The organism is Ruegeria sp. CDSA033 (assembly GCF_059612305.1).
The window spans coordinates 141,991-159,900 of sequence record NZ_JBXWQI010000003.1 but is presented as its reverse complement, the minus strand read 5'-3'; the positions used below and the strand labels follow the sequence as shown (position 1 = coordinate 159,900).

At 60.0% G+C, this 17,910-nt stretch carries 14 protein-coding genes; 9 read left to right on the top strand and 5 right to left on the bottom strand.

The genetic code is table 11. The features are described 5' to 3' along the window. Positions 1-30: 30 nt before the first annotated feature. The gene (locus tag AC2FLA_RS05870; protein ID WP_496721219.1) at positions 31-2,949 is read right to left on the bottom strand and encodes an error-prone DNA polymerase; all 2,919 of its coding nucleotides are present in this window, start codon (positions 2,947-2,949) and stop codon (positions 31-33) included. Between the two features lie 109 nt (positions 2,950-3,058). Here AC2FLA_RS05870 and AC2FLA_RS05865 point away from each other — a divergent pair, with 109 nt between their 5' ends. Continuing rightward, positions 3,059-3,523, top strand: coding sequence for a DUF1203 domain-containing protein (locus tag AC2FLA_RS05865; protein WP_496721217.1), 465 nt, complete (start codon positions 3,059-3,061; stop codon positions 3,521-3,523). Here the strand turns inward: AC2FLA_RS05865 and AC2FLA_RS05860 are convergent. Next, on the bottom strand, positions 3,520-4,512 hold the full coding sequence (locus AC2FLA_RS05860) for an ABC transporter ATP-binding protein (protein WP_496721382.1): 993 nt from the start codon (positions 4,510-4,512) through the stop codon (positions 3,520-3,522). The genes AC2FLA_RS05865 and AC2FLA_RS05860 overlap by 4 nt on opposite strands. A gap of 87 nt (positions 4,513-4,599) precedes the next feature. Between AC2FLA_RS05860 and AC2FLA_RS05855 the strand changes: the two genes are divergently transcribed. From AC2FLA_RS05855 to polA, 3 genes are all read left to right on the top strand, one after another. Then, the gene (locus tag AC2FLA_RS05855) at positions 4,600-4,776 is read left to right on the top strand and encodes a zinc-finger domain-containing protein (protein WP_082637212.1); all 177 of its coding nucleotides are present in this window, start codon (positions 4,600-4,602) and stop codon (positions 4,774-4,776) included. 13 nt (positions 4,777-4,789) lie between these two features. Continuing rightward, a complete protein-coding gene (locus AC2FLA_RS05850; RefSeq protein ID WP_496721215.1) occupies positions 4,790-5,452 on the top strand; it encodes a YrbL family protein in 663 nt (220 codons plus the stop codon). Between the two features lie 124 nt (positions 5,453-5,576). Then, on the top strand, positions 5,577-8,375 hold the full coding sequence (polA, locus tag AC2FLA_RS05845) for a DNA polymerase I (protein ID WP_496721214.1): 2,799 nt from the start codon (positions 5,577-5,579) through the stop codon (positions 8,373-8,375). 41 nt (positions 8,376-8,416) lie between these two features. Here the strand turns inward: polA and AC2FLA_RS05840 are convergent, their stop codons facing one another. Together AC2FLA_RS05840 and AC2FLA_RS05835 are read right to left on the bottom strand one after the other, a co-directional pair. Continuing rightward, positions 8,417-8,647, bottom strand: a complete 231-nt coding sequence (locus tag AC2FLA_RS05840) for a DUF2798 domain-containing protein (RefSeq protein WP_082637211.1) — start codon at positions 8,645-8,647, stop codon at positions 8,417-8,419. 79 nt (positions 8,648-8,726) lie between these two features. Further along, positions 8,727-9,476 carry a hydroxypyruvate isomerase family protein gene (locus tag AC2FLA_RS05835; RefSeq protein ID WP_496721212.1) on the bottom strand — a complete coding sequence of 250 codons (750 nt, stop codon included), beginning with the start codon at positions 9,474-9,476 and terminating at the stop codon, positions 8,727-8,729. A gap of 181 nt (positions 9,477-9,657) precedes the next feature. Between AC2FLA_RS05835 and AC2FLA_RS05830 the strand changes: the two genes are divergently transcribed. After that, positions 9,658-10,596 (top strand): DMT family transporter, encoded by a 939-nt coding sequence (locus tag AC2FLA_RS05830; protein WP_496721210.1) that lies wholly within the window; start codon positions 9,658-9,660, stop codon positions 10,594-10,596. On the opposite strand, the gene AC2FLA_RS05825 is transcribed toward AC2FLA_RS05830, so the two are convergent. Then, the gene (locus tag AC2FLA_RS05825; protein WP_496721208.1) at positions 10,593-11,171 is read right to left on the bottom strand and encodes a DUF1285 domain-containing protein; all 579 of its coding nucleotides are present in this window, start codon (positions 11,169-11,171) and stop codon (positions 10,593-10,595) included. The two genes, AC2FLA_RS05830 and AC2FLA_RS05825, sit on opposite strands and share 4 nt — an antisense overlap. A gap of 64 nt (positions 11,172-11,235) precedes the next feature. Here AC2FLA_RS05825 and AC2FLA_RS05820 point away from each other — a divergent pair, with 64 nt between their 5' ends. From AC2FLA_RS05820 to AC2FLA_RS05805, 4 genes are read left to right on the top strand one after another with little or no spacing between them, the layout of a single operon-like run. Further along, positions 11,236-12,243, top strand: a complete 1,008-nt coding sequence (locus tag AC2FLA_RS05820) for an AAA family ATPase (RefSeq protein WP_496721206.1) — start codon at positions 11,236-11,238, stop codon at positions 12,241-12,243. Further along, complete coding sequence (locus tag AC2FLA_RS05815; protein ID WP_282119649.1) at positions 12,240-13,115, top strand: DUF58 domain-containing protein; 876 nt, start codon at positions 12,240-12,242, stop codon at positions 13,113-13,115. Before AC2FLA_RS05820 ends, AC2FLA_RS05815 begins: the two co-directional genes overlap by 4 nt. Continuing rightward, entirely contained in the window at positions 13,112-15,874 is a 2,763-nt protein-coding gene (locus AC2FLA_RS05810; RefSeq protein ID WP_496721204.1) for a DUF4159 domain-containing protein, read from the top strand. The genes AC2FLA_RS05815 and AC2FLA_RS05810 overlap by 4 nt, the downstream gene beginning before the upstream one ends. Next, on the top strand, positions 15,871-17,910 hold the full coding sequence (locus AC2FLA_RS05805) for a hypothetical protein (RefSeq protein ID WP_496721202.1): 2,040 nt from the start codon (positions 15,871-15,873) through the stop codon (positions 17,908-17,910). The genes AC2FLA_RS05810 and AC2FLA_RS05805 overlap by 4 nt, the downstream gene beginning before the upstream one ends.

The window sequence follows — 17,910 nt, the reverse complement described above, 5'->3', positions numbered from 1 at the left end:
TCTGTTCAGGGGCAATATCCCGTTCTGCAGTCATGCGACAGGGGTGGTTTTGTCGCGCAGCTTGGGCGTCAGCAGATGCCGCAGCAGGGCCACCGGATGCGCCCGTAGGCTGAGGCGGGTGGCGACGTAGTCCTCGACCACCTGCTCGCCCAAGGTCATTTTCGGCAGGTAAGCCTCGGGTTCATCCAGCGCCTCACCCTCCAGATCCTGCGAGAACAGCGGCAGCGGTTTGGCTGTGGCAATCGCCTTGGCCTGCCACAGCGCCTCGCGCCGGGTCAGGTCGCAGGCGGCGAAGGCATCCGCCTCGGCCAGCCGTTCGATCACCGATGGTCCCAAACCGGCACGGCGCCAGACATCGTCGACCTGATGGTAGCCATTGCCGCGCGCGGCTGTCAGCCAGCTGGCATCTTCCTCGCTGAGGCCCTTGATCTGGCGGAAGCCCAGCCGCAGCGCCAGCCCGCCCTGACCGTCAGGTTCCATCACATTGTCCCAAAAGCTGGCATTGATGCAGACCGGGCGCACTTGAACCCCATGCTCGCGCGCATCACGGACGATCTGGGCGGGGGCATAGAACCCCATTGGCTGCGAATTCAGCAGGGCGCAGGCGAATATCCCTGGATGGTGGCATTTGATCCAGGCCGAGGCATAGACCAGCAGCGCAAAGCTGGCCGCGTGGCTTTCTGGGAAACCGTAAGAGCCGAAGCCTTCGATCTGGGAAAAACAGCGTTCGGCGAAGTCCTGTTCATACCCGTTGCGTTTCATGCCGCGCAGGAACAGCGCGCGGAATTCGCTGACATTGCCGTGCTTCTTGAAGGTTGCCAAAGACCGGCGCAGCCGGTCCGCCTGTTCTGGAGTGAAACCTGCGCCGACAATGGCGATCTGCATGGCCTGTTCCTGAAACAGCGGCACGCCCAGCGTTTTGCCCAGCACCTCGCCCAACTCGTCCGAGGGGAAGCTGACCTCCTCCTCTCCGTTCCGGCGGCGGATATAGGGGTGGACCATGTCGCCCTGAATGGGGCCGGGGCGGATGATGGCGACCTCAATCACCAGATCATAGAAATTGCGGGGCCGCATCCGGGGCAGAAAGTTCATCTGTGCCCGTGATTCCACCTGAAACACGCCGATGCTGTCGGCTTTGCACAGCATGTCATAGACCACCGGGTCCTCGGGTGGCAGGGTGGCCAGCGTATAGCCGGTCTGGTGGTGCTGGCCGATCAGATCGAACGCTTTGCGGATACAGGTGAGCATCCCGAGGCTGAGGACATCGACCTTGAGGATGCCCAGCGTGTCGATATCGTCCTTGTCCCAGCAGATGACCGTGCGGTCCTCCATCGTGGCGTTCTCGATAGGAACAAGCTCGTCCAGACGCCCCTCGGTGATGATGAAGCCGCCGACATGTTGTGAGAGGTGACGGGGGAACCCGTCGATCTCATATACCAGCATTAGAGTCTGTTTTAGACGGCGATCTTCGGGGTCGAGGCCAATCTCGCGCATCCGTTCCGCCTCAAGCCCCGCAGACGAGAAGAAGCCCCAAAGCTGAGATGAGAGCGCTGAGATCGTATCTTCGGTCAGGCCCATCGCGCGGCCAACCTCGCGGATGGCGCGTTTGCCGCGATAATGCACGACCGTTGCGCAAAGGCCCGCGCGGTGGCGGCCATAACGGTCATAGATGTGCTGAATCACCTCTTCGCGGCGCTCATGTTCGAAATCGACGTCGATATCGGGGGGCTCATCCCGCGCCTCGGACACGAAGCGCTCAAAGACCATCGTGCCCATCTCGGGGCTGACTTCGGTGATGCCGAGGCAGAAACAGACCACCGAATTGGCCGCCGAGCCGCGCCCCTGGCAGAGGATGTCGCGCGAGCGGGCGAAATGAACGATATCGCGGACGGTCAGGAAATAGGGTTCGTATTTCAGCTTGCCGATCAGGGCGAGCTCATGCGCCAGCATCTTTTTCGCCTTCTCGGACGCGCCTGCCGGATAGCGCCATTTCAGCCCCTCATGCGCCAAACGATGCAGGCGTTGGGTCGGGGTTTCCTGCTCGCTGCCCTCGCTGGGGTACTCATAACGCAGCTCGTCCAGCGAGAATGTGAGCTGTTCGCTGAGTTCATGCGCGCGGGCAACGGCCCCCTCATAACCTTTGAAGATGCGCAGCATCTCGGCCTCGGACCGCAGGCGTTGTTCGCCATTGGCCAGCGCCTCGCGGCCCAGCGCCTCGACCTTGCGGCGCAGGCGGATGGCGGTCAGCACATCACCCAGTTTGCGGCGCGTGCCGTGATGCATCATCGGCGTGGAACTGGCGAGTGTGGGGATGCCGAGTTGCTTTGATTCAGTCTCTAATAAAGAGAAATATACGCCATCTGCGCCGTCATACCGGGGGTGCATCAACAGATGCGCCCGCCCGGCAAAGCGGCGCGTCAGCTGTTGCGCTTGTGTCCGCCAGCCGCCCGCGCCGCCCGGAGACCGGGCCGTTTGTGGCCACAGCAGCAGGTGGAGACCGTCAGAAAACTCCAGCAGGTCGGACAAGTGCAGGATGCAGTCGCCTTTCTCGGCGCGTAGACGGCCCTTGGACAGGATGCGGCATAGATTGGCCCAGCCCTGCCGGTTCATGGGCAGGGCGGTAACCGTGGGTGCGTCGGTAAAGATCAGCCGTGCCGCCGGCATCAGACGGGGCACCGCGTGGATCGGGTACGAGGGCGGTTTGGGGATGTGATCGGGGCAGGGTGGGCCTATGGAGGTGTTCTGCGCCTCCCACTCCAGCCGTTCGCGCACCTTGCGGGTGATCTCACGCGCCTGCGTATGGGCGCGGACGATCCCGGCGACCGAGTTGTCATCAGCGATGGCGATGGCGGGCAGGCCCAGGGTGACGGCACGCTCCATATACTCCTCGGGGTGGGACGCCCCGGTGAGGAAGGTGAAATTCGACGTGATCGACAGCTCGGCATACATGACGATTCCATATTATATTCACGTTTTGTTCTTTTTCGAGTCCTTTGCGCAGGAAACGGGTCGATTGGGTTTGGTCCGATCGGCAGTGTCGGGAAAAAGGAGACCCAAAATGTTTAAAATCACCGCATTACCCACAGACGACGTACGCGCCCTTCAGGCCGGTCACCCGGATGCTTATGGCGCAACGCCAGAACGGGCCGTTTCCGCGGGTGCCGGTAACCCGTGTCGCCATTGTTTGCAAAATATTCCCGAGGGTGAAGAAATGCTGGTCTTGGCCCACAGGCCCTTTTTAGAGACACACCCATATGCCGAAACCGGGCCGATCTTTCTGTGTGCTGCACCCTGTGAGCGATACGAAGGGCAAGACCTGCCCGGGATCCTGACCTCGTCGCCTGACTACCTTATTAAGGGCTATGGCACAGATGACCGCATCGTCTATGGCACCGGGGCGATCACGCCCACGGATCAGATCGATGCAAAAGTCAGAGATATCTTTGCCCGACCAGAAGTGGCCTATATCCATGTCCGATCCGCGCGAAACAACTGCTATCAGGCCCGAATCGACCGAGACTAAAGCTTGACCCTATGCATTCCCCGGCGCGGCTGATCCGGATCAGCCGCCGGGGCGTCCTCGGAGCGGCTGGATGTCAGGGCGAGGAACACATCCTCTAGATCAGCCTCTTCAGTGCGGACGTCGCGGATGCGGATATTGGCTGCGCGGACAGCTTCAAGAACCTGCTCGGCGTTGGTCTGGGCGCTGCGATATTGCAGCACAAGGTTGCCATCGTCGCGCAAGGCGGCCTCGACACCTTCGGTTGAGGGTAGATCGACGACCGGGCTGTCGGGCACGATGACCATGGTACGGCTGTCCATTCGGCCCAGCAGGTTGGCGGTGCTGTCCTGCGCGATTTTCTCACCGTGATTGATGATTGCAATCTCGTCACACATTTCCTGTGCTTCTTCCAGGTAATGGGTGGTCAGGATGATGGTCATGCCCTGTTCGTTCAGCTTGCGCACATTTGTCCAGAGCATTTGACGCAGTTCGATATCCACACCTGCTGTCGGTTCGTCCAGCACCAGGATCTTGGGGTGATGCACCAGCGCCTTGGCCAGCAGCAACCGCCGCCGCATGCCACCCGACAGCGTGCGGGCATAGGATTCGGCCTTGTCGCTGAGACCGACCAGTTCAAGGATCTCATCGCTGCGGCGTTGGGCCTTGGGTACGCCGTACAAACCGGCCTGCACCTCTAACGCACCGCGGGGGGTGAAAAACGGGTCAAGGTTCAGCTCTTGGGGCATCACGCCAATCGCGGCGCGGGACTGGCGTGGGTTGCGGTCCTGATCGTACCCCCAGATCGACACGGAACCCGCTGATTTCACCACCAAACCAGCCAGAATGTTGATCAAGGTCGATTTACCGGCCCCGTTCGGGCCCAGCAGGCCAAACACTGACCCCCGTGGAATGCTCAGGTCAATGCCCTTCAGCGCCTGTTTCTCGGGCTGGCCCTTGCCACCCCGATAGGTCTTGCGCAGTCCATCGATCCTGATTGCCGCATCGGTCATGAGACCCTTGCCCCCGGTTTGCTCATCGCTCATAAACGCACCTAATGCATGCCCGCGAGGCCGACAACCAATGAAGGATCGCCAGCCGTGACACTTGATGCACCGGAAACCAAGATCGTCGAAACCGCACGTGTTGCCTGTGACGGCGGCGAAGGCGCATTGGGCCATCCGCGCGTTTGGTTGCAGATCCCCGAAGATACGGGCTGGGTCGAGTGCCCGTATTGCGATTGTAAATACGTGCTGTCGGAGCACGACGCGCAATAAATTCGGGGGCCGGATGCTTTTTGCAGTGCAGCTTTTGCGGGTGTCCGATCAGGACCCGATTGCCAGTGGCGGACATCGAGACGTGTATGCCTGCCCAGGGCAGTCCCACTTATTGGTAAAGGTGACGCGCCCGCGCAAACGGCCCAACCGATCCTTTGCGAAACGGTTGATCCGGCGGCTTCTGCCTGATTCTGTATTCCGCAATGCGCTAAAAGAAATCGAGGGCGAGATGAAGGCGGCGCTGAAAAGCGGCACCGACATCGAGCAACTGCCTTTGGCGCGATGTTTTGGCATAGCGCAAACCGATATTGGCCCGGCAATAATTGTGGAACGGATCGAATCCGATGACGGACAGCTCGCACGTCCCCTTGCGAAGCTGTGCGAGGATGGAGCGCTGAGCGATGATGTTCTGAATGAACTGAACAGCTTTGCCAAAAAACTGTTTCAGCTTCAGATTGTTGCCCGCGATATTCACGAGACCAATATTGTCTACGGGCTGCGCAATCAAAGCCGGATGTTTTTGCTGATCGACGGTTACGGAGAGCGCAATCTTGTTCCCTTGCGCACGTTGAGCCGCAGATTGAACGACCGGTCGCTGCACAAGCAGATGAACGGCATCGCCGAGCGTGTGGGACTGATCTGGGACAGAACCGGGCAGGAATTCCGTGTCGCGTGATTGACGGCCTGCGTTGACGTTCCGGCACAGTTTTCCGGCCTCTTGTGTGGATTGATCACCTTCTTTGCTGGCCACCCGCGCGGGCCTGTGGCAGAACCGTTTCCAACCAGAACGGAGCGCGCGCATGAGCAATTTCGGAAAAGGGTGTCACCTGCATCTGATTGACGGATCGGCCTTTATTTTCAGGGCCTACCACGCGCTGCCGCCGCTTACACGAAAATCGGACGGACTGCCGATTGGCGCAGTTTCCGGCTTTTGCAACATGTTGCAGAAATATGTTGAAGGGAACGCTGGCCCGGACGCACCGACCCATGTGGCGGTGATCTTCGACAAAGGCTCGCACACGTTCCGCAACGATATGTATGACCTCTACAAGGCCAACCGCGAAGCGATGCCCGAGGACCTGCGCCCGCAGATGCCCCTGACACGCGAAGCAACGAAAGCCTTCAACATCGCTTGCAAAGAGTTGGAAGGGTACGAGGCCGACGACATCATCGCAACCCTTGCTGTGCAGGCGCGTGAAGCGGGCGGGCGTGTGACAATCGTAAGCTCGGACAAGGACCTGATGCAGCTGGTTGGCGGCGGTGTCGAAATGCTGGATGCGATGAAGAACAAGCGCATCGACCGCGATGGTGTGATTGAGAAATTCGGCGTTGGCCCTGAACGTGTGGTTGATGTGCAGGCACTGGCGGGCGACAGCGTCGATAACGTTCCCGGGGCTCCAGGCATTGGGGTCAAGACGGCCGCCCTGCTGATCAACGAATACGGTGATCTGGAAACACTGCTGGACCGAGCGGAAGAGATCAAACAGCCCAAGCGCCGCCAGACTCTGATCGAAAAGCGCGACCAGATCGAGCTGTCGAAGAAACTGGTGCAACTGGACGAGAACACACCGCTGGATTTCACGCTGGACGATCTTGAGGTGAAAGATCCCGAACCTGACACCTTGCTGGGTTTTCTGGCAGATATGGAGTTTCGCACGCTCACTAAACGGATCGCGGACAAGTTGGGTGCCGAAGCGCCAGCGATTGCCGATGCGCCTGCGCCGGCTGCTGAGGTGGTCGAAGCTGAAGCTATCCCCTTTGATGCGTCAAAATATGAATGCGTACGGGATGCGGGTGCGCTGCAAAAATGGATCGATCAGGCGTATGAGCGCGGCTGGATCGCCGTGGATACGGAAACCACTGGCCTGAATGAAATGATAGCTGATCTGGTCGGCATCTCTCTGTCAGTTGAGCCGGGCGAGGCGTGTTACATCCCGCTGATCCACCGCGAAAGCGCCAGCGACGATCTGTTCGGTTCAGACGCGCTGGCCGAGGGGCAAATGCCCATAAATGAGGCTCTGAAGCTGCTGAAACCGATGCTAGAGGATCCTTCGATCCTGAAGATCGGGCAGAACATGAAGTATGACGCCAAGATTTTCGCCCGCTATGGCGTGAATGTTGCGCCAATCGATGACACAATGCTGATGTCCTACGCGATGCATGGCGGCGAGCATGGGCATGGGATGGATACCTTGTCCGAACGCTATCTGAACCACACGCCGATCCCGATCAAACCGCTGCTGGGTTCGGGTAAATCGGCGATCACTTTCGACAAGGTGCCGATTGATGAGGCGACCGCCTATGCGGCTGAAGATGCCGATATAACTCTGCGCCTGTGGAAGCTGTTCAAACCGCAACTGCATCAGGTGCAGGTGACAACGGTATATGAGACGCTCGAACGTCCATTGGTGCCGGTTTTGGCCGAGATGGAAATGCACGGCATCAAGGTCGACCGCGATGTGCTGAGCCGGATGTCCAATGCTTTTGCCCAGAAAATGGCTGGATTAGAGGCTGAAATCCACGAGTTGGCCGGCGAGAACTTCAACGTCGGTTCCCCCGCTCAACTGGGTGAGATTCTGTTCGACAAGATGGGTCTGGAAGGTGGCAAAAAGGGGAAAACCGGGAAATATTCGACCGGGGCTGATATTCTTGAAGACCTCGCGACCGAGCATGAATTGCCGCGTCGCGTGCTGGATTGGCGGCAGCTGTCAAAGCTGAAATCGACCTACACCGACGCGCTGCAAACCCATATCAATCCCGACACCGGCCGGGTGCATACGTCTTATTCAATCACCGGAGCCAACACCGGGCGTTTGGCCTCGACCGATCCGAATCTGCAAAACATCCCCGTGCGCACCGAGGAAGGTCGCCGTATACGCGAGGCGTTTATCGCCGAGCCGGGCAATGTGCTGGTCAGCCTCGACTACAGCCAGATCGAGCTGCGCATTCTGGCGCATATCGCTGATATTACGGCCCTGAAACAGGCGTTTTCGGATGGCTTGGATATTCACGCCATGACCGCGTCCGAAATGTTCGATGTGCCGCTGGACGAGATGACGCCGGATATCCGGCGTCAGGCCAAGGCGATCAACTTTGGTGTAATCTACGGCATTTCTGGCTTTGGGCTGGCGCGCAATCTGCGCATCCCGCGTGCCGAGGCACAGGGGTTCATCGACCGTTATTTCGAACGCTTCCCGGGTATTCGCAAGTATATGGACGACACTGTCGCCTTTGCCAAAGAGCATGGCTATGTGCAGACTTTGTTCGGACGTAAAATCCATACACCTGAGATTAACGCCAAAGGGCCTCATGCGGGCTTCTCGCGCCGGGCGGCGATCAATGCACCGATTCAGGGAACGGCGGCGGATGTAATCCGGCGCGCGATGGTGCGGATGCCAGATGCGATCAATGGTCTGCCAGCCAAGATGCTGCTGCAGGTGCATGACGAATTGCTGTTCGAAGTCGCCGAGGATGCGGTGGACCCTTTGATCGATGTCGCGCGCGACGTGATGGAAGGCGCATCTGATCCGGCGGTGAAGCTGGATGTAAAGCTGAGCGTGGATGCCGGGCAGGGTGCGAACTGGGCCGAGGCGCATTAGGGCGCTGCTCATCAGGCCCGACGGGCCCTCTTTGCAGCGGGTCAGTCCTGCGGTCTGACCCAGCCCTCGACCATACGTTTTACTGTTGGTCCAAGGGTCAGGATGACGGCGAAGGCGATGGGCCAGCAAAAAGCCCAGGAACCCATCCAGTCACCAAATGTGGACGGTCCGAAACCGACAGCTTTGACCGTGGCGATGCCAGTGACGATACAGGACATGAGGCCGGACATGATCAGTCCGAATACAGCGTGGGCCAAGCGGGCAGGGATCATTTCGAGCATCCTTAAGGTCGCGATGCCCCGGTTTTAGATGTTTTCCCCCTGATTGCCAGACGGAATAGGGAATCTGGCGTCACATCCAGTCCAGTGAATGCACGGTTCTGGATGTTGACGGTGTGTATTCGGCGCTAACCCAACCGGAATATCCCGACGCCGTCATAGCATTAAAAAGCTGAGCGAAATCCGTCGGACCGCGTCCCGGTTCAGAGCGGTCCGGGGCGGCTCCGACCTGGGCATGTACGACCCATGGGTGAAACTGTTCCCAAACAGCCAGCGCGTCCCCGTGGATCATATGGGCGTGAAAGCTGTCATATTGCAGGCCGACATTTGGGCGATCGACACGGTCCAGGATATCAGCAGCCAGGTTGTAATCGTCGAGGAAGTAATCGGGCTGAGACAGGGGATTGAGCGGTTCGATCGTCAACTGCTGTTGCGGTGCAAGGTCGGCCGCCCATTGCAGGTTGCGAACCATGCACTCAAACGCATCAGACCCAGAGGAATAGCCTGACATGATGTGGATCAGCCCCGGGCGCAGCACCTGAGAATAGCGCAAAACACGGCGGATATCCGACTGGAACCGGCCTTCACCACCGGGAACAGCAGCATAACCGGGATCGCCGCCGGTGTAATTGGGTGGGGGTGCATTGATCAGCACCAGATCCAAACCGTTGGCCAGCAACGCGCGGTGTGTCTCTTTGGCGGCCAGTTCGTAGGGAAACAGAATCTCGACCGCCTTGAACCCGGCCTCTGCAGCGGCTTGAAACCGGTCCAGGTAGGGAAGCTCGGCAAAGAGCAGAGAGATATTGGCTGCGAATTTTGGCATCGGAGGCCTTTGGTTAGCTGGTGCGCTGACCTTATCCGCGAGGCGATTTCAACGAAAGAGACTGAAAACGACAGTTTGTCGAAATTCGACCAGATCGGGCTGACTGAATCAGCGAGGGTCAGGGCAACGCGGCGAATCATTTCAGAACGCCGTGCCAACAAAAGGTTCGAACATAATGGCGATGAGCCCAGACCCCGCGCGCGGGAACGCCCTTTCTGCGTCTGCCGGGCAAAATTCGGCCTTGTCCGGCAACGGCTTGGCAGTGGCGTCCATGCTGACGTGGGCGGCTGGGTTTCCGGCGGCCGAGGTGTTGTTGCAGACATGGCCGCCAGTTGCGCTGTTGGTTGCGCGCATGGCCATGGCTGTTGCGTTTCTACTCCCGATTTGGGTCATGATAGATGGCCCGGAACGGGTTCTGCGCGCCCGTTGGGGACATGCGTTTGTTGTCGGCGGGTTTGGCATTGGTCTGGGGATGTTTCTGCTGATCGTGGCGCAAAAACTGACTGACCCGGTCACAACGGCCATTATTGCCTCATGCGCGCCATTGATTGCGACACTGCTGGAACTTGCGTCTGGTACTCGGCGACTCAAGTGGAATTTTGCTGTTGGGGTTCTGATCTCGGTAGTGGGCGGATTGATCGCCACCAGCGCCGTCGCCCCGGCACAGTTGGGTTTGGGCGCGGCCTGTGCCGTTGCAGCGACAGCACTGTTTTGCTGGGGTAGCCAGGCAACCTCGCGAGATTTCCCCGAATTAAGCCAGACCGGGCGCGCAGCGGTCACATTTGTTGGCGGGTTCTTCATGGCAACCATCCTGATGGCCGGAGCACATCATCTGGGCATGGATATCGTGCCATCCATTTCTATCGACACGCGTCAAATTGGGATGCTGGCGATCTATTCGCTGATTTCCATGGCGCTCAGCCAGATCCTGTTTGTCGCATCGATTGGCAAACTGGGCGTCGCGCTTACGTCCTTTCACATCAATGTCGCCCCCTTCTACGTGATGCTGATCATGCTGGTGCTGGGCGAAGAGTGGAACTGGACCCGTGCGCTGGGCGCAGGGGTTGTCGCGATGGCTGTTGTTCTGGCACAGGATCGTCGGGTCGCAAAACCGGCCTAGTCGGTCAGGCTGTCTGACCGGACAAGCGGGAAAAACTGCCCACCGGACCAGACGCCAAACCAGCCGTCTTTGTGCGTTGCGATGTCCACAAGACGATAAAAGCTTTTGCGATCTAAGCGCGCCTCAAGATTTGCGCGAACCAATACGTAAGGTGACGGCTCGTCTGTTTCGGGATCGATGACAATCCGGATCGGGTGATCAGGACCAGCTATCGCGGTATCACCAACACGGGTCGTAAATGTCAGTACTTGGGCCTGACCCTCGCCTGTCGCGTCAAAATCCACGGCCACAAAGGGCGCATCCTCGACAGTGATTCCCACCTTTTCCACCGGGGTCACAAGGTAGTATTTCCCGTCTTCTTTCTTAAGAATTGAGGAAAAAAGCTTCACAAGCTCGAACCGGTTGATCGGCGACCCTAAATAAGTCCAAGACCCATCTTTTGCGATATGGATGTCCAGATCGCCGCAAAACGGAGGATTCCACAGGTGAACAGGGGGTAAACCCCTGGTTTTGGCCGCTTTGACCGAGGCCGCCAGCCCGTCCGGAGAGGGGGTCACAGGTTTTTGTCCGCTCATTGCTTTTGCCATTTCCTTTTCGCGCGATACACTTCAACCATAATAGTCCACGGAAGGGAAAGTCATGACCGAACCTGCCGACCTCGTGTCCGAGATCGAAGCGCTGGAAATCAAACTGCAAGAGGCCAAGGCCTCGATCACCCGTCGCTTTATCGGACAGGAAAGGGTCGTGGACCTGACGCTGACCGCCCTGTTGTGCGGTGGCCACGCCCTGCTGATCGGCCTGCCTGGGCTTGGCAAGACGCGGCTGGTTGAAACGCTGTCGACCGTGATGGGTCTGGACGGCAACCGCATCCAGTTCACACCCGACCTGATGCCCGCCGATATTCTGGGGTCCGAGGTTCTGGACACAGCCGAGGATGGCAGCCGCCACTTTCGCTTTATTTCCGGTCCGATCTTCTGTCAGCTGCTGATGGCGGACGAAATCAACCGCGCCAGCCCCCGGACTCAGTCAGCGCTTTTGCAGGCGATGCAGGAACGCACTGTGACTGTGGCTGGCGAAGACCGCGATCTGGGTGAACCATTCCACGTATTGGCGACGCAAAACCCGATCGAGCAAGAGGGTACTTATCCACTGCCCGAGGCGCAGCTGGACCGCTTTTTGGTGCGGATAGACGTGGATTATCCCGATCGCCAGACCGAGCGCGATATTCTTCTGGCCACGACTGGCGTGGAAGAGGACGAAGCGCACGGGATTTTCAGCAAGGAAGAGCTGTTGGCCGCTCAGACCCTGTTGCGCCGTATGCCGGTCGGGGACTCTGTTGTGGAACTGATCCTCGATCTTGTCCGCGCCTTCCGCCCCGAAGAGGCGGGTGTTTCCGAACGGGTGGCTGAAACCGTCGCCTGGGGCCCCGGTCCCCGTGCGGCGCAGGCACTCATGATGACGGTGCGCGCCCGGGCGATGCTGCAGGGGCGTTTGGCCCCAAATTCCGAGGATGTGCTGGACATGGCGCGTCCGGTGCTCAGCCACCGGATGGCGTTGAACTTTGCGGCGCGGGCCCGCGGTGACAGTTTGGCTGACCTGATCGACTCTACTGCCGCTGGTCTTGTCCGCACCGAGGCTGCGGCGTGAATGCGGCGCTAACCCTTCGAGAAAGATCTGAAGCCGAGGCGTCCCGGCTGCCGCCGTTGTTGGCACGGGCTGAGCAATTGGCCGGAACCGTTCTGCTGGGCGACCACGGCCGCCGCCGCGCGGGGCTTGGTGATGACTTCTGGCAATATCGCCCTGCTCAGATCGGCGACAGCCGCCGGATGATCGACCATCGGCGCTCTGCCAGGGGGGATCAGCAATTTGTGCGCGAACGTGAGTGGCAAATTGCGCAATCGGTAATGCTGTGGGTCGATCAGGGCGCGTCGATGCGGTTTGCGTCCGACAAGAACCTGCCCACCAAGGCCGACCGCGCTCGTCTGCTGGGGTTGGCAACCGCGATCCTGCTGGTGCGCGGGGGTGAGCGCGTCGGCTTGACCGGCACGACCCTGCCGCCACGGCGCGGCAACGCGCAGGTCATCCGACTGGCAGAAGCATGGTCCGAGGATGCTGAGTCCGACTATGCGCCACCCGAACACCGCGCCATGATCCCGCATGCCCGCGCCGTTTTCATTTCCGATTTCCTTGGTCCGCTGGATGAGGTTGAGCTGGCCCTCACCAAAGCCGCCGACCGTGGGGTGCGAGGCCTGGTGCTGCAGGTTCTCGATCCCGGAGAAGAGACCTTTCCCTACCGGGGTCGTACGATCTTTGAAAGCGTCGGCGGTTCCGTTCGCCATGAAACCCTAAAGGCCGGAGATCTGCGTGAGCGGTATCTGGAACGGCTTGCCAAGCGTAAGGACGCACTGACCCGGCTGTGCCGCGCGACGGGATGGCAACTGGGGCTGCATCACACCGATGACAGTGCGCAAGCGGCTCTGTTGTGGCTCTATCGTGCGCTGGATGGGGGTACGGGATGACGATTCTGGCGGGCATTGGCTTTACCGCACCGTGGGTGTTGATGGGTCTTTTGACCCTGCCGATCCTGTGGCTGATCTTGCGTGCCGTGCCACCCGCGCCGATCCGTCGGTTGTTCCCGGCCGTGACGCTACTGCTGGGGCTAAGGGATGACGAAAGCGTTTCTGACCGCACCCCATGGTGGCTGCTGTTGCTGCGCATGCTGGCGGCCGCGGCGATTATCATTGGATTGGCCGGACCGGTCCTGAACCCCTCGCGCGATCAGGCGGGGTCGGGCCCGTTGCTGCTGGTGCTGGATGCCAGCTGGGCGGGTGCCACCCGCTGGTCTGCGACGCTGGATCAGATTGATGCGCAACTGACCGAAGCTGGGCGCGCGGGTCGTACCGTGGCCATCCTGCGCCTGACCGAACCTGAAGCCCCCGTTTTCCAAGCCGCCGAAGCATGGCGCGGCCGTTTACCCGGGCTGACCCCGACACCGTGGCAACCGACCCGGGCGCAAGTCGAAATGGCGCTGGCTGCCATGGATCAGGTGGACGGAGGGTTTGACACCCATTGGTTCAGCGACCGCCTGACCTACGAGGGGCACGAGGCGATTTTGGCTGCCCTGCGCGCGCGCGGTGATGTGACAGTCTATCAGGCCCCGTCGCCTGCGGTTGCGATTCTGCCTGCTACATATCAGGACGGGGTTATTCAATTGTCCGCGCAACGGGCGGAACCCGGTCCTGCAGATCGCATCACGATTCTGGCTCAGGGGCGTGACCCCGCCGGTGCAATGCGTGTTCTGCAATCGGCCGAGATGGAGTTTGCCAGCGGTGAGACACAGACGCAGGTAGAACTGTCGCTGCCTTCCGAACTGCGCGCGCGCATCACCCGGTTCGAGATTCAGGGTGAGCGTTCGGCAGGGGCCGTCACGCTGACCGATGATAGCTTGCGGCGGCGCGAAGTCGCCCTGATTGCCGGATCGCTGAACCGCGAAGGGTTAGAGCTGTTGTCGCCGTTGCATTACCTGACTCAAGTTCTGACCCCTACGGCGGACTTTGTCGATGGCGGATTGCTGGAAGTCCTGCCCGCCAATCCCGATGTGATCGTGCTGGCCGATGTTGCGAAACTGGCCGGGTCCGAACAAGCGGCGCTGGTCGAATGGGTGGAACAGGGCGGTTTGCTGCTGCGCTTTGCCGGTCCGCGGATGGCGGCCAGCGATCTTGGCCGGGATGCCGAGGACACCCTGTTGCCGGTGCGTCTGCGCAGCGGTGGACGCTCGGTCGGAGGCGCGATGAGCTGGGGCGAAGCCAAAGGGCTGGCACCTTTCCCGGAGAACTCGCCCTTCTACGGACTTCAGGTGCCAGAAGATGTCACAGTGACCACGCAAGTCATGGCGCAACCAGACCCTAATTTGGCGGACCGGGTGATTGCCTCACTTTCGGATGGTACGCCGTTGGTGACCCGCAAAGCGTTGGGTTTGGGGCAGGTGGTACTGTTCCATGTCACGGCGGATGCGGAATGGTCCAGCCTTCCCTTGTCTGGGCTTTTTGTTGAAATGCTGGACCGGCTGGCGGTTTCGTCAGCGGCGAAATCACGGCAGGAGTCACAGTTGCAAGGCACCACGTGGGAACCGATCCAAGTTATGGATGGCTTTGGTGTTCTGTTTGATGCCGGAAATCTACCGGGCGTCGATGGTGTTGAACTTGTGACCGGTCAGATCGGTCCCGATCTGCGACCCGGCCTTTACGAAAGCGGCAAACAGAAATTGGCACGCAATGTTCTGACCGATGAAACGGTTCTCAGCCCAGTTGTCTGGCCGTCGGATGTTCCGATAAAGGGCCAGGAGGTCAGCACCGAAACACCCATTGGGGGTATCCTGCTGAGCCTTGCATTGTTGTTACTGACGATCGACGTCATCGCCTCGCTGGCGTTGTCTGGTCGCCTGGGTCTTGCCAGGGCGGCGGCTGTCGCACTGGGGGCGATTTTGCTGGTGCCCGAAGTACAGGCGCAAACGCCCGAAGGTACAGATTTCGCGTTGAGCGCCACACAGGAACTGGTTCTGGCGCATGTTCTGACGAGTGATCAACAGGTTGACGATATTGCGGCTGCAGGAATGCGGGGATTGGCTCAGACGTTGTTTTTCCGTACGTCGGTAGAACCTGCTGAACCCATTGGCGTGGATCTGGAACGGGACGAGTTGGCGTTTTTCCCGTTGCTTTATTGGCCGATCTCACCTGACCAGCCGCAACCGTCGGCTGAGGCTTATACCAAGCTCAACGCTTACCTGCGTTCGGGCGGAATGATTCTGTTCGACACGCGAGACGCGGATGTAGCCCGCTTCGGGGCCTCCAGCCCGAATGGGCGCAAGCTGCAACAGATCGCGGCCCCGCTGAATATTCCTTCGTTAGAGCCTGTTCCGCGTGACCATGTCCTGACCCGTGCCTTCTACCTTTTACAGGATTTCCCGGGTCGCTACGCGGGAACCGAAGTTTGGGTCGAGGCCGCACCCATGGATGCCGAGCAGATCGAAGGCATGCCGTTCCGCAACCTCAATGACAACGTGACGCCGGTGGTGATTGGCGGCAATGACTGGGGTGCGGCCTGGGCCATTGATCGCAACGGTCAGGCACTGCTGCCGGTTGGCCGCGGCTATGCGGGTGAGCGGCAGCGCGAACTGGCAAACCGCTTTGGTGTCAATCTGGTGATGCATGTGCTGACCGGGAACTATAAATCAGATCAGGTGCATGTGCCTGCCTTGCTGGACAGGTTGGGACAATGACAGGAACCGTCATCTTCGATCCGCTTATCCCCTGGCCCGTTCTGGCCATCGTGGTTGCGATTGCCGTCGCTGGGGTTGTTCTGGCACTGTGGCGTGGTCTGTCTGGTTGGGCTTTGCGGGGATTGGCGGCGCTGGTTGTGATCGCTGCGCTGTCAGGTCCGGTCTATCAGATCGAAGATCGCGCGCCGCTGACCGATATCGTTCTGATGATCGAGGATGAGAGCGCCAGTCAGACCCTTTCGGACCGGGCGGATCAGACCGCGCAGGCCACAAAGGAATTAGCGGCCGAGATTGAATCCCGTGACAATACGGAACTGCGCCGCATTCGCGTAGGTGACGGAGACGGGGACGAAGGCACTCAAGTCATGGCGGCGCTGAACGAAGCGTTGGCCGAAGAGCCTCGAGCCCGGATCGCGGGCATTTTGGTGGTGTCGGACGGCATCGTGCATGATGCCGATCAGGCCCCCGACCTGCCCGCGCCCATGCACCTTTTGCAGACTGGGCGCGCTACGGATTGGGATCGTCGCCTGATCGTTCGCAATGCACCTGCCTTTGCCATTATTGATGAACCCGTCACCTTGACCCTAAGAGTTGAGGATAGCGGAGCAGCGCCCACTGGGGCCTCGACCGCGCCGCTCGAAATCTCGGTCGACGGGGCCGAAGCCGAACAATTCACGATTCCCATTGGCGTTGATGTAGAGCTGCCGATCACGCTGCCCCATGGCGGGCGCAATGTGATTCAGTTCACCGTGCCAGAGGCTGATGGCGAACTGACCGATCGCAACAACACCGCGCTGATCCAGATGAACGGGGTCCGTGACCGGCTGCGCGTGTTGCTGGTTTCGGGTGAGCCGCATCCGGGCGGGCGGACATGGCGCAACCTGCTGAAATCTGACAGCTCGGTCGATCTGGTACATTTCACCATTCTGCGCCCCCCCGAAAAGCAGGACGGGGTACCGGTGGATGAACTTTCGCTGATCGCCTTCCCGACGCGCGAGCTGTTTCTGGAAAAGATCAACGATTTCGATCTGATCATCTTTGACCGCTACAAGCGGCGCGGCATCCTACCGGCGATCTATCTGGACAATGTCACCAACTATATCAACGAAGGCGGTGCCGTTCTTGTTGCTGCCGGACCGGATTTTGCCAGCGCCGACAGTATCTTCCGCTCGCCTTTGGCACCAATCCTGCCTGCGCAACCCACCGCGCGGGTGATCGAGGAACGCTATGTGCCGATGGTCACCGATTTGGGGCATCGCCATCCGGTCACGACTGACCTGGGCGACTCGGATAACTGGGGTGCTTGGCTGCGCCAGATCGACGTCAATCACCGCACGGGTGAGGTGTTGATGACGGGCGTGGATGACCGGCCCCTGTTGGTGCTCAACCGTGTTGGCGAAGGACGCGTGGCGCTGCTGGCCTCGGACCATGCCTGGTTGTGGAGCCGGGGATTCGAAGGCGGCGGACCGCAGCTGGAATTGCTGCGCCGGTTGGCGCATTGGATGATGAAAGAGCCCGAGCTTGAGGAAGAGGCGCTATGGGCTGAGGCCAATGGTCAGGTTATGCGCATCATCCGTCAGACGCTGGGGGATGAGGTCGGGCCGGTAACCGTAACTCGTCCGAACGGCGAAACGGTCGAGATTACCCTCGATGAGGTCTCTCCAGGGCGGTTCGAAGCACAGTATTTCGGGCCGGAAATTGGCCTCTACCGCCTGCAGGAAGGGGAACAATCCACCGTCATCGGGCTTGGCCCTGCTGCCCCCAAGGAATTCGAACGCACGATCGCAACGGCCGAGGTACTGGAACCTGTGACGGCAGAATTGCGCGGCGGTACGGTACGTTTGGAGGAGGGTTTGCCGTCGATCCGCAACGTACGTGCCGGGCGTCCCGCATCAGGGCGCGGATGGATCGGTCTGACCCCGCGCAACGCCTATGAAACACGTGACGTGACGCAGGCCGGGCTATTGCCACCTTGGCTTGTATTGCTGCTGGCGGGCGGGTTCCTTCTGGCGGGCTGGCTGCGCGAGGGGCGGTGA

Excerpts from the sequence above, each read along its gene's own strand:
- AC2FLA_RS05865 (WP_496721217.1), top strand. The coding sequence starts at position 3,059 with ATGTTTAAAATCACCGCATTACCCACAGACGACGTACGCGCCCTTCAG.
- AC2FLA_RS05825 (WP_496721208.1), bottom strand. The coding sequence starts at position 11,171 with ATGAGCGGACAAAAACCTGTGACCCCCTCTCCGGACGGGCTGGCGGCC.
- AC2FLA_RS05835 (WP_496721212.1), bottom strand. The coding sequence starts at position 9,476 with ATGCCAAAATTCGCAGCCAATATCTCTCTGCTCTTTGCCGAGCTTCCC.
- AC2FLA_RS05810 (WP_496721204.1), top strand. The coding sequence starts at position 13,112 with ATGACGATTCTGGCGGGCATTGGCTTTACCGCACCGTGGGTGTTGATG.
- AC2FLA_RS05850 (WP_496721215.1), top strand. The coding sequence starts at position 4,790 with ATGCTTTTTGCAGTGCAGCTTTTGCGGGTGTCCGATCAGGACCCGATT.
- AC2FLA_RS05870 (WP_496721219.1), bottom strand. The coding sequence starts at position 2,949 with ATGTATGCCGAGCTGTCGATCACGTCGAATTTCACCTTCCTCACCGGG.
- AC2FLA_RS05805 (WP_496721202.1), top strand. The coding sequence starts at position 15,871 with ATGACAGGAACCGTCATCTTCGATCCGCTTATCCCCTGGCCCGTTCTG.
- AC2FLA_RS05830 (WP_496721210.1), top strand. The coding sequence starts at position 9,658 with ATGAGCCCAGACCCCGCGCGCGGGAACGCCCTTTCTGCGTCTGCCGGG.
- AC2FLA_RS05860 (WP_496721382.1), bottom strand. The coding sequence starts at position 4,512 with ATGACCGATGCGGCAATCAGGATCGATGGACTGCGCAAGACCTATCGG.
- AC2FLA_RS05820 (WP_496721206.1), top strand. The coding sequence starts at position 11,236 with ATGACCGAACCTGCCGACCTCGTGTCCGAGATCGAAGCGCTGGAAATC.
- polA (WP_496721214.1), top strand. The coding sequence starts at position 5,577 with ATGAGCAATTTCGGAAAAGGGTGTCACCTGCATCTGATTGACGGATCG.
- AC2FLA_RS05840 (WP_082637211.1), bottom strand. The coding sequence starts at position 8,647 with ATGATCCCTGCCCGCTTGGCCCACGCTGTATTCGGACTGATCATGTCC.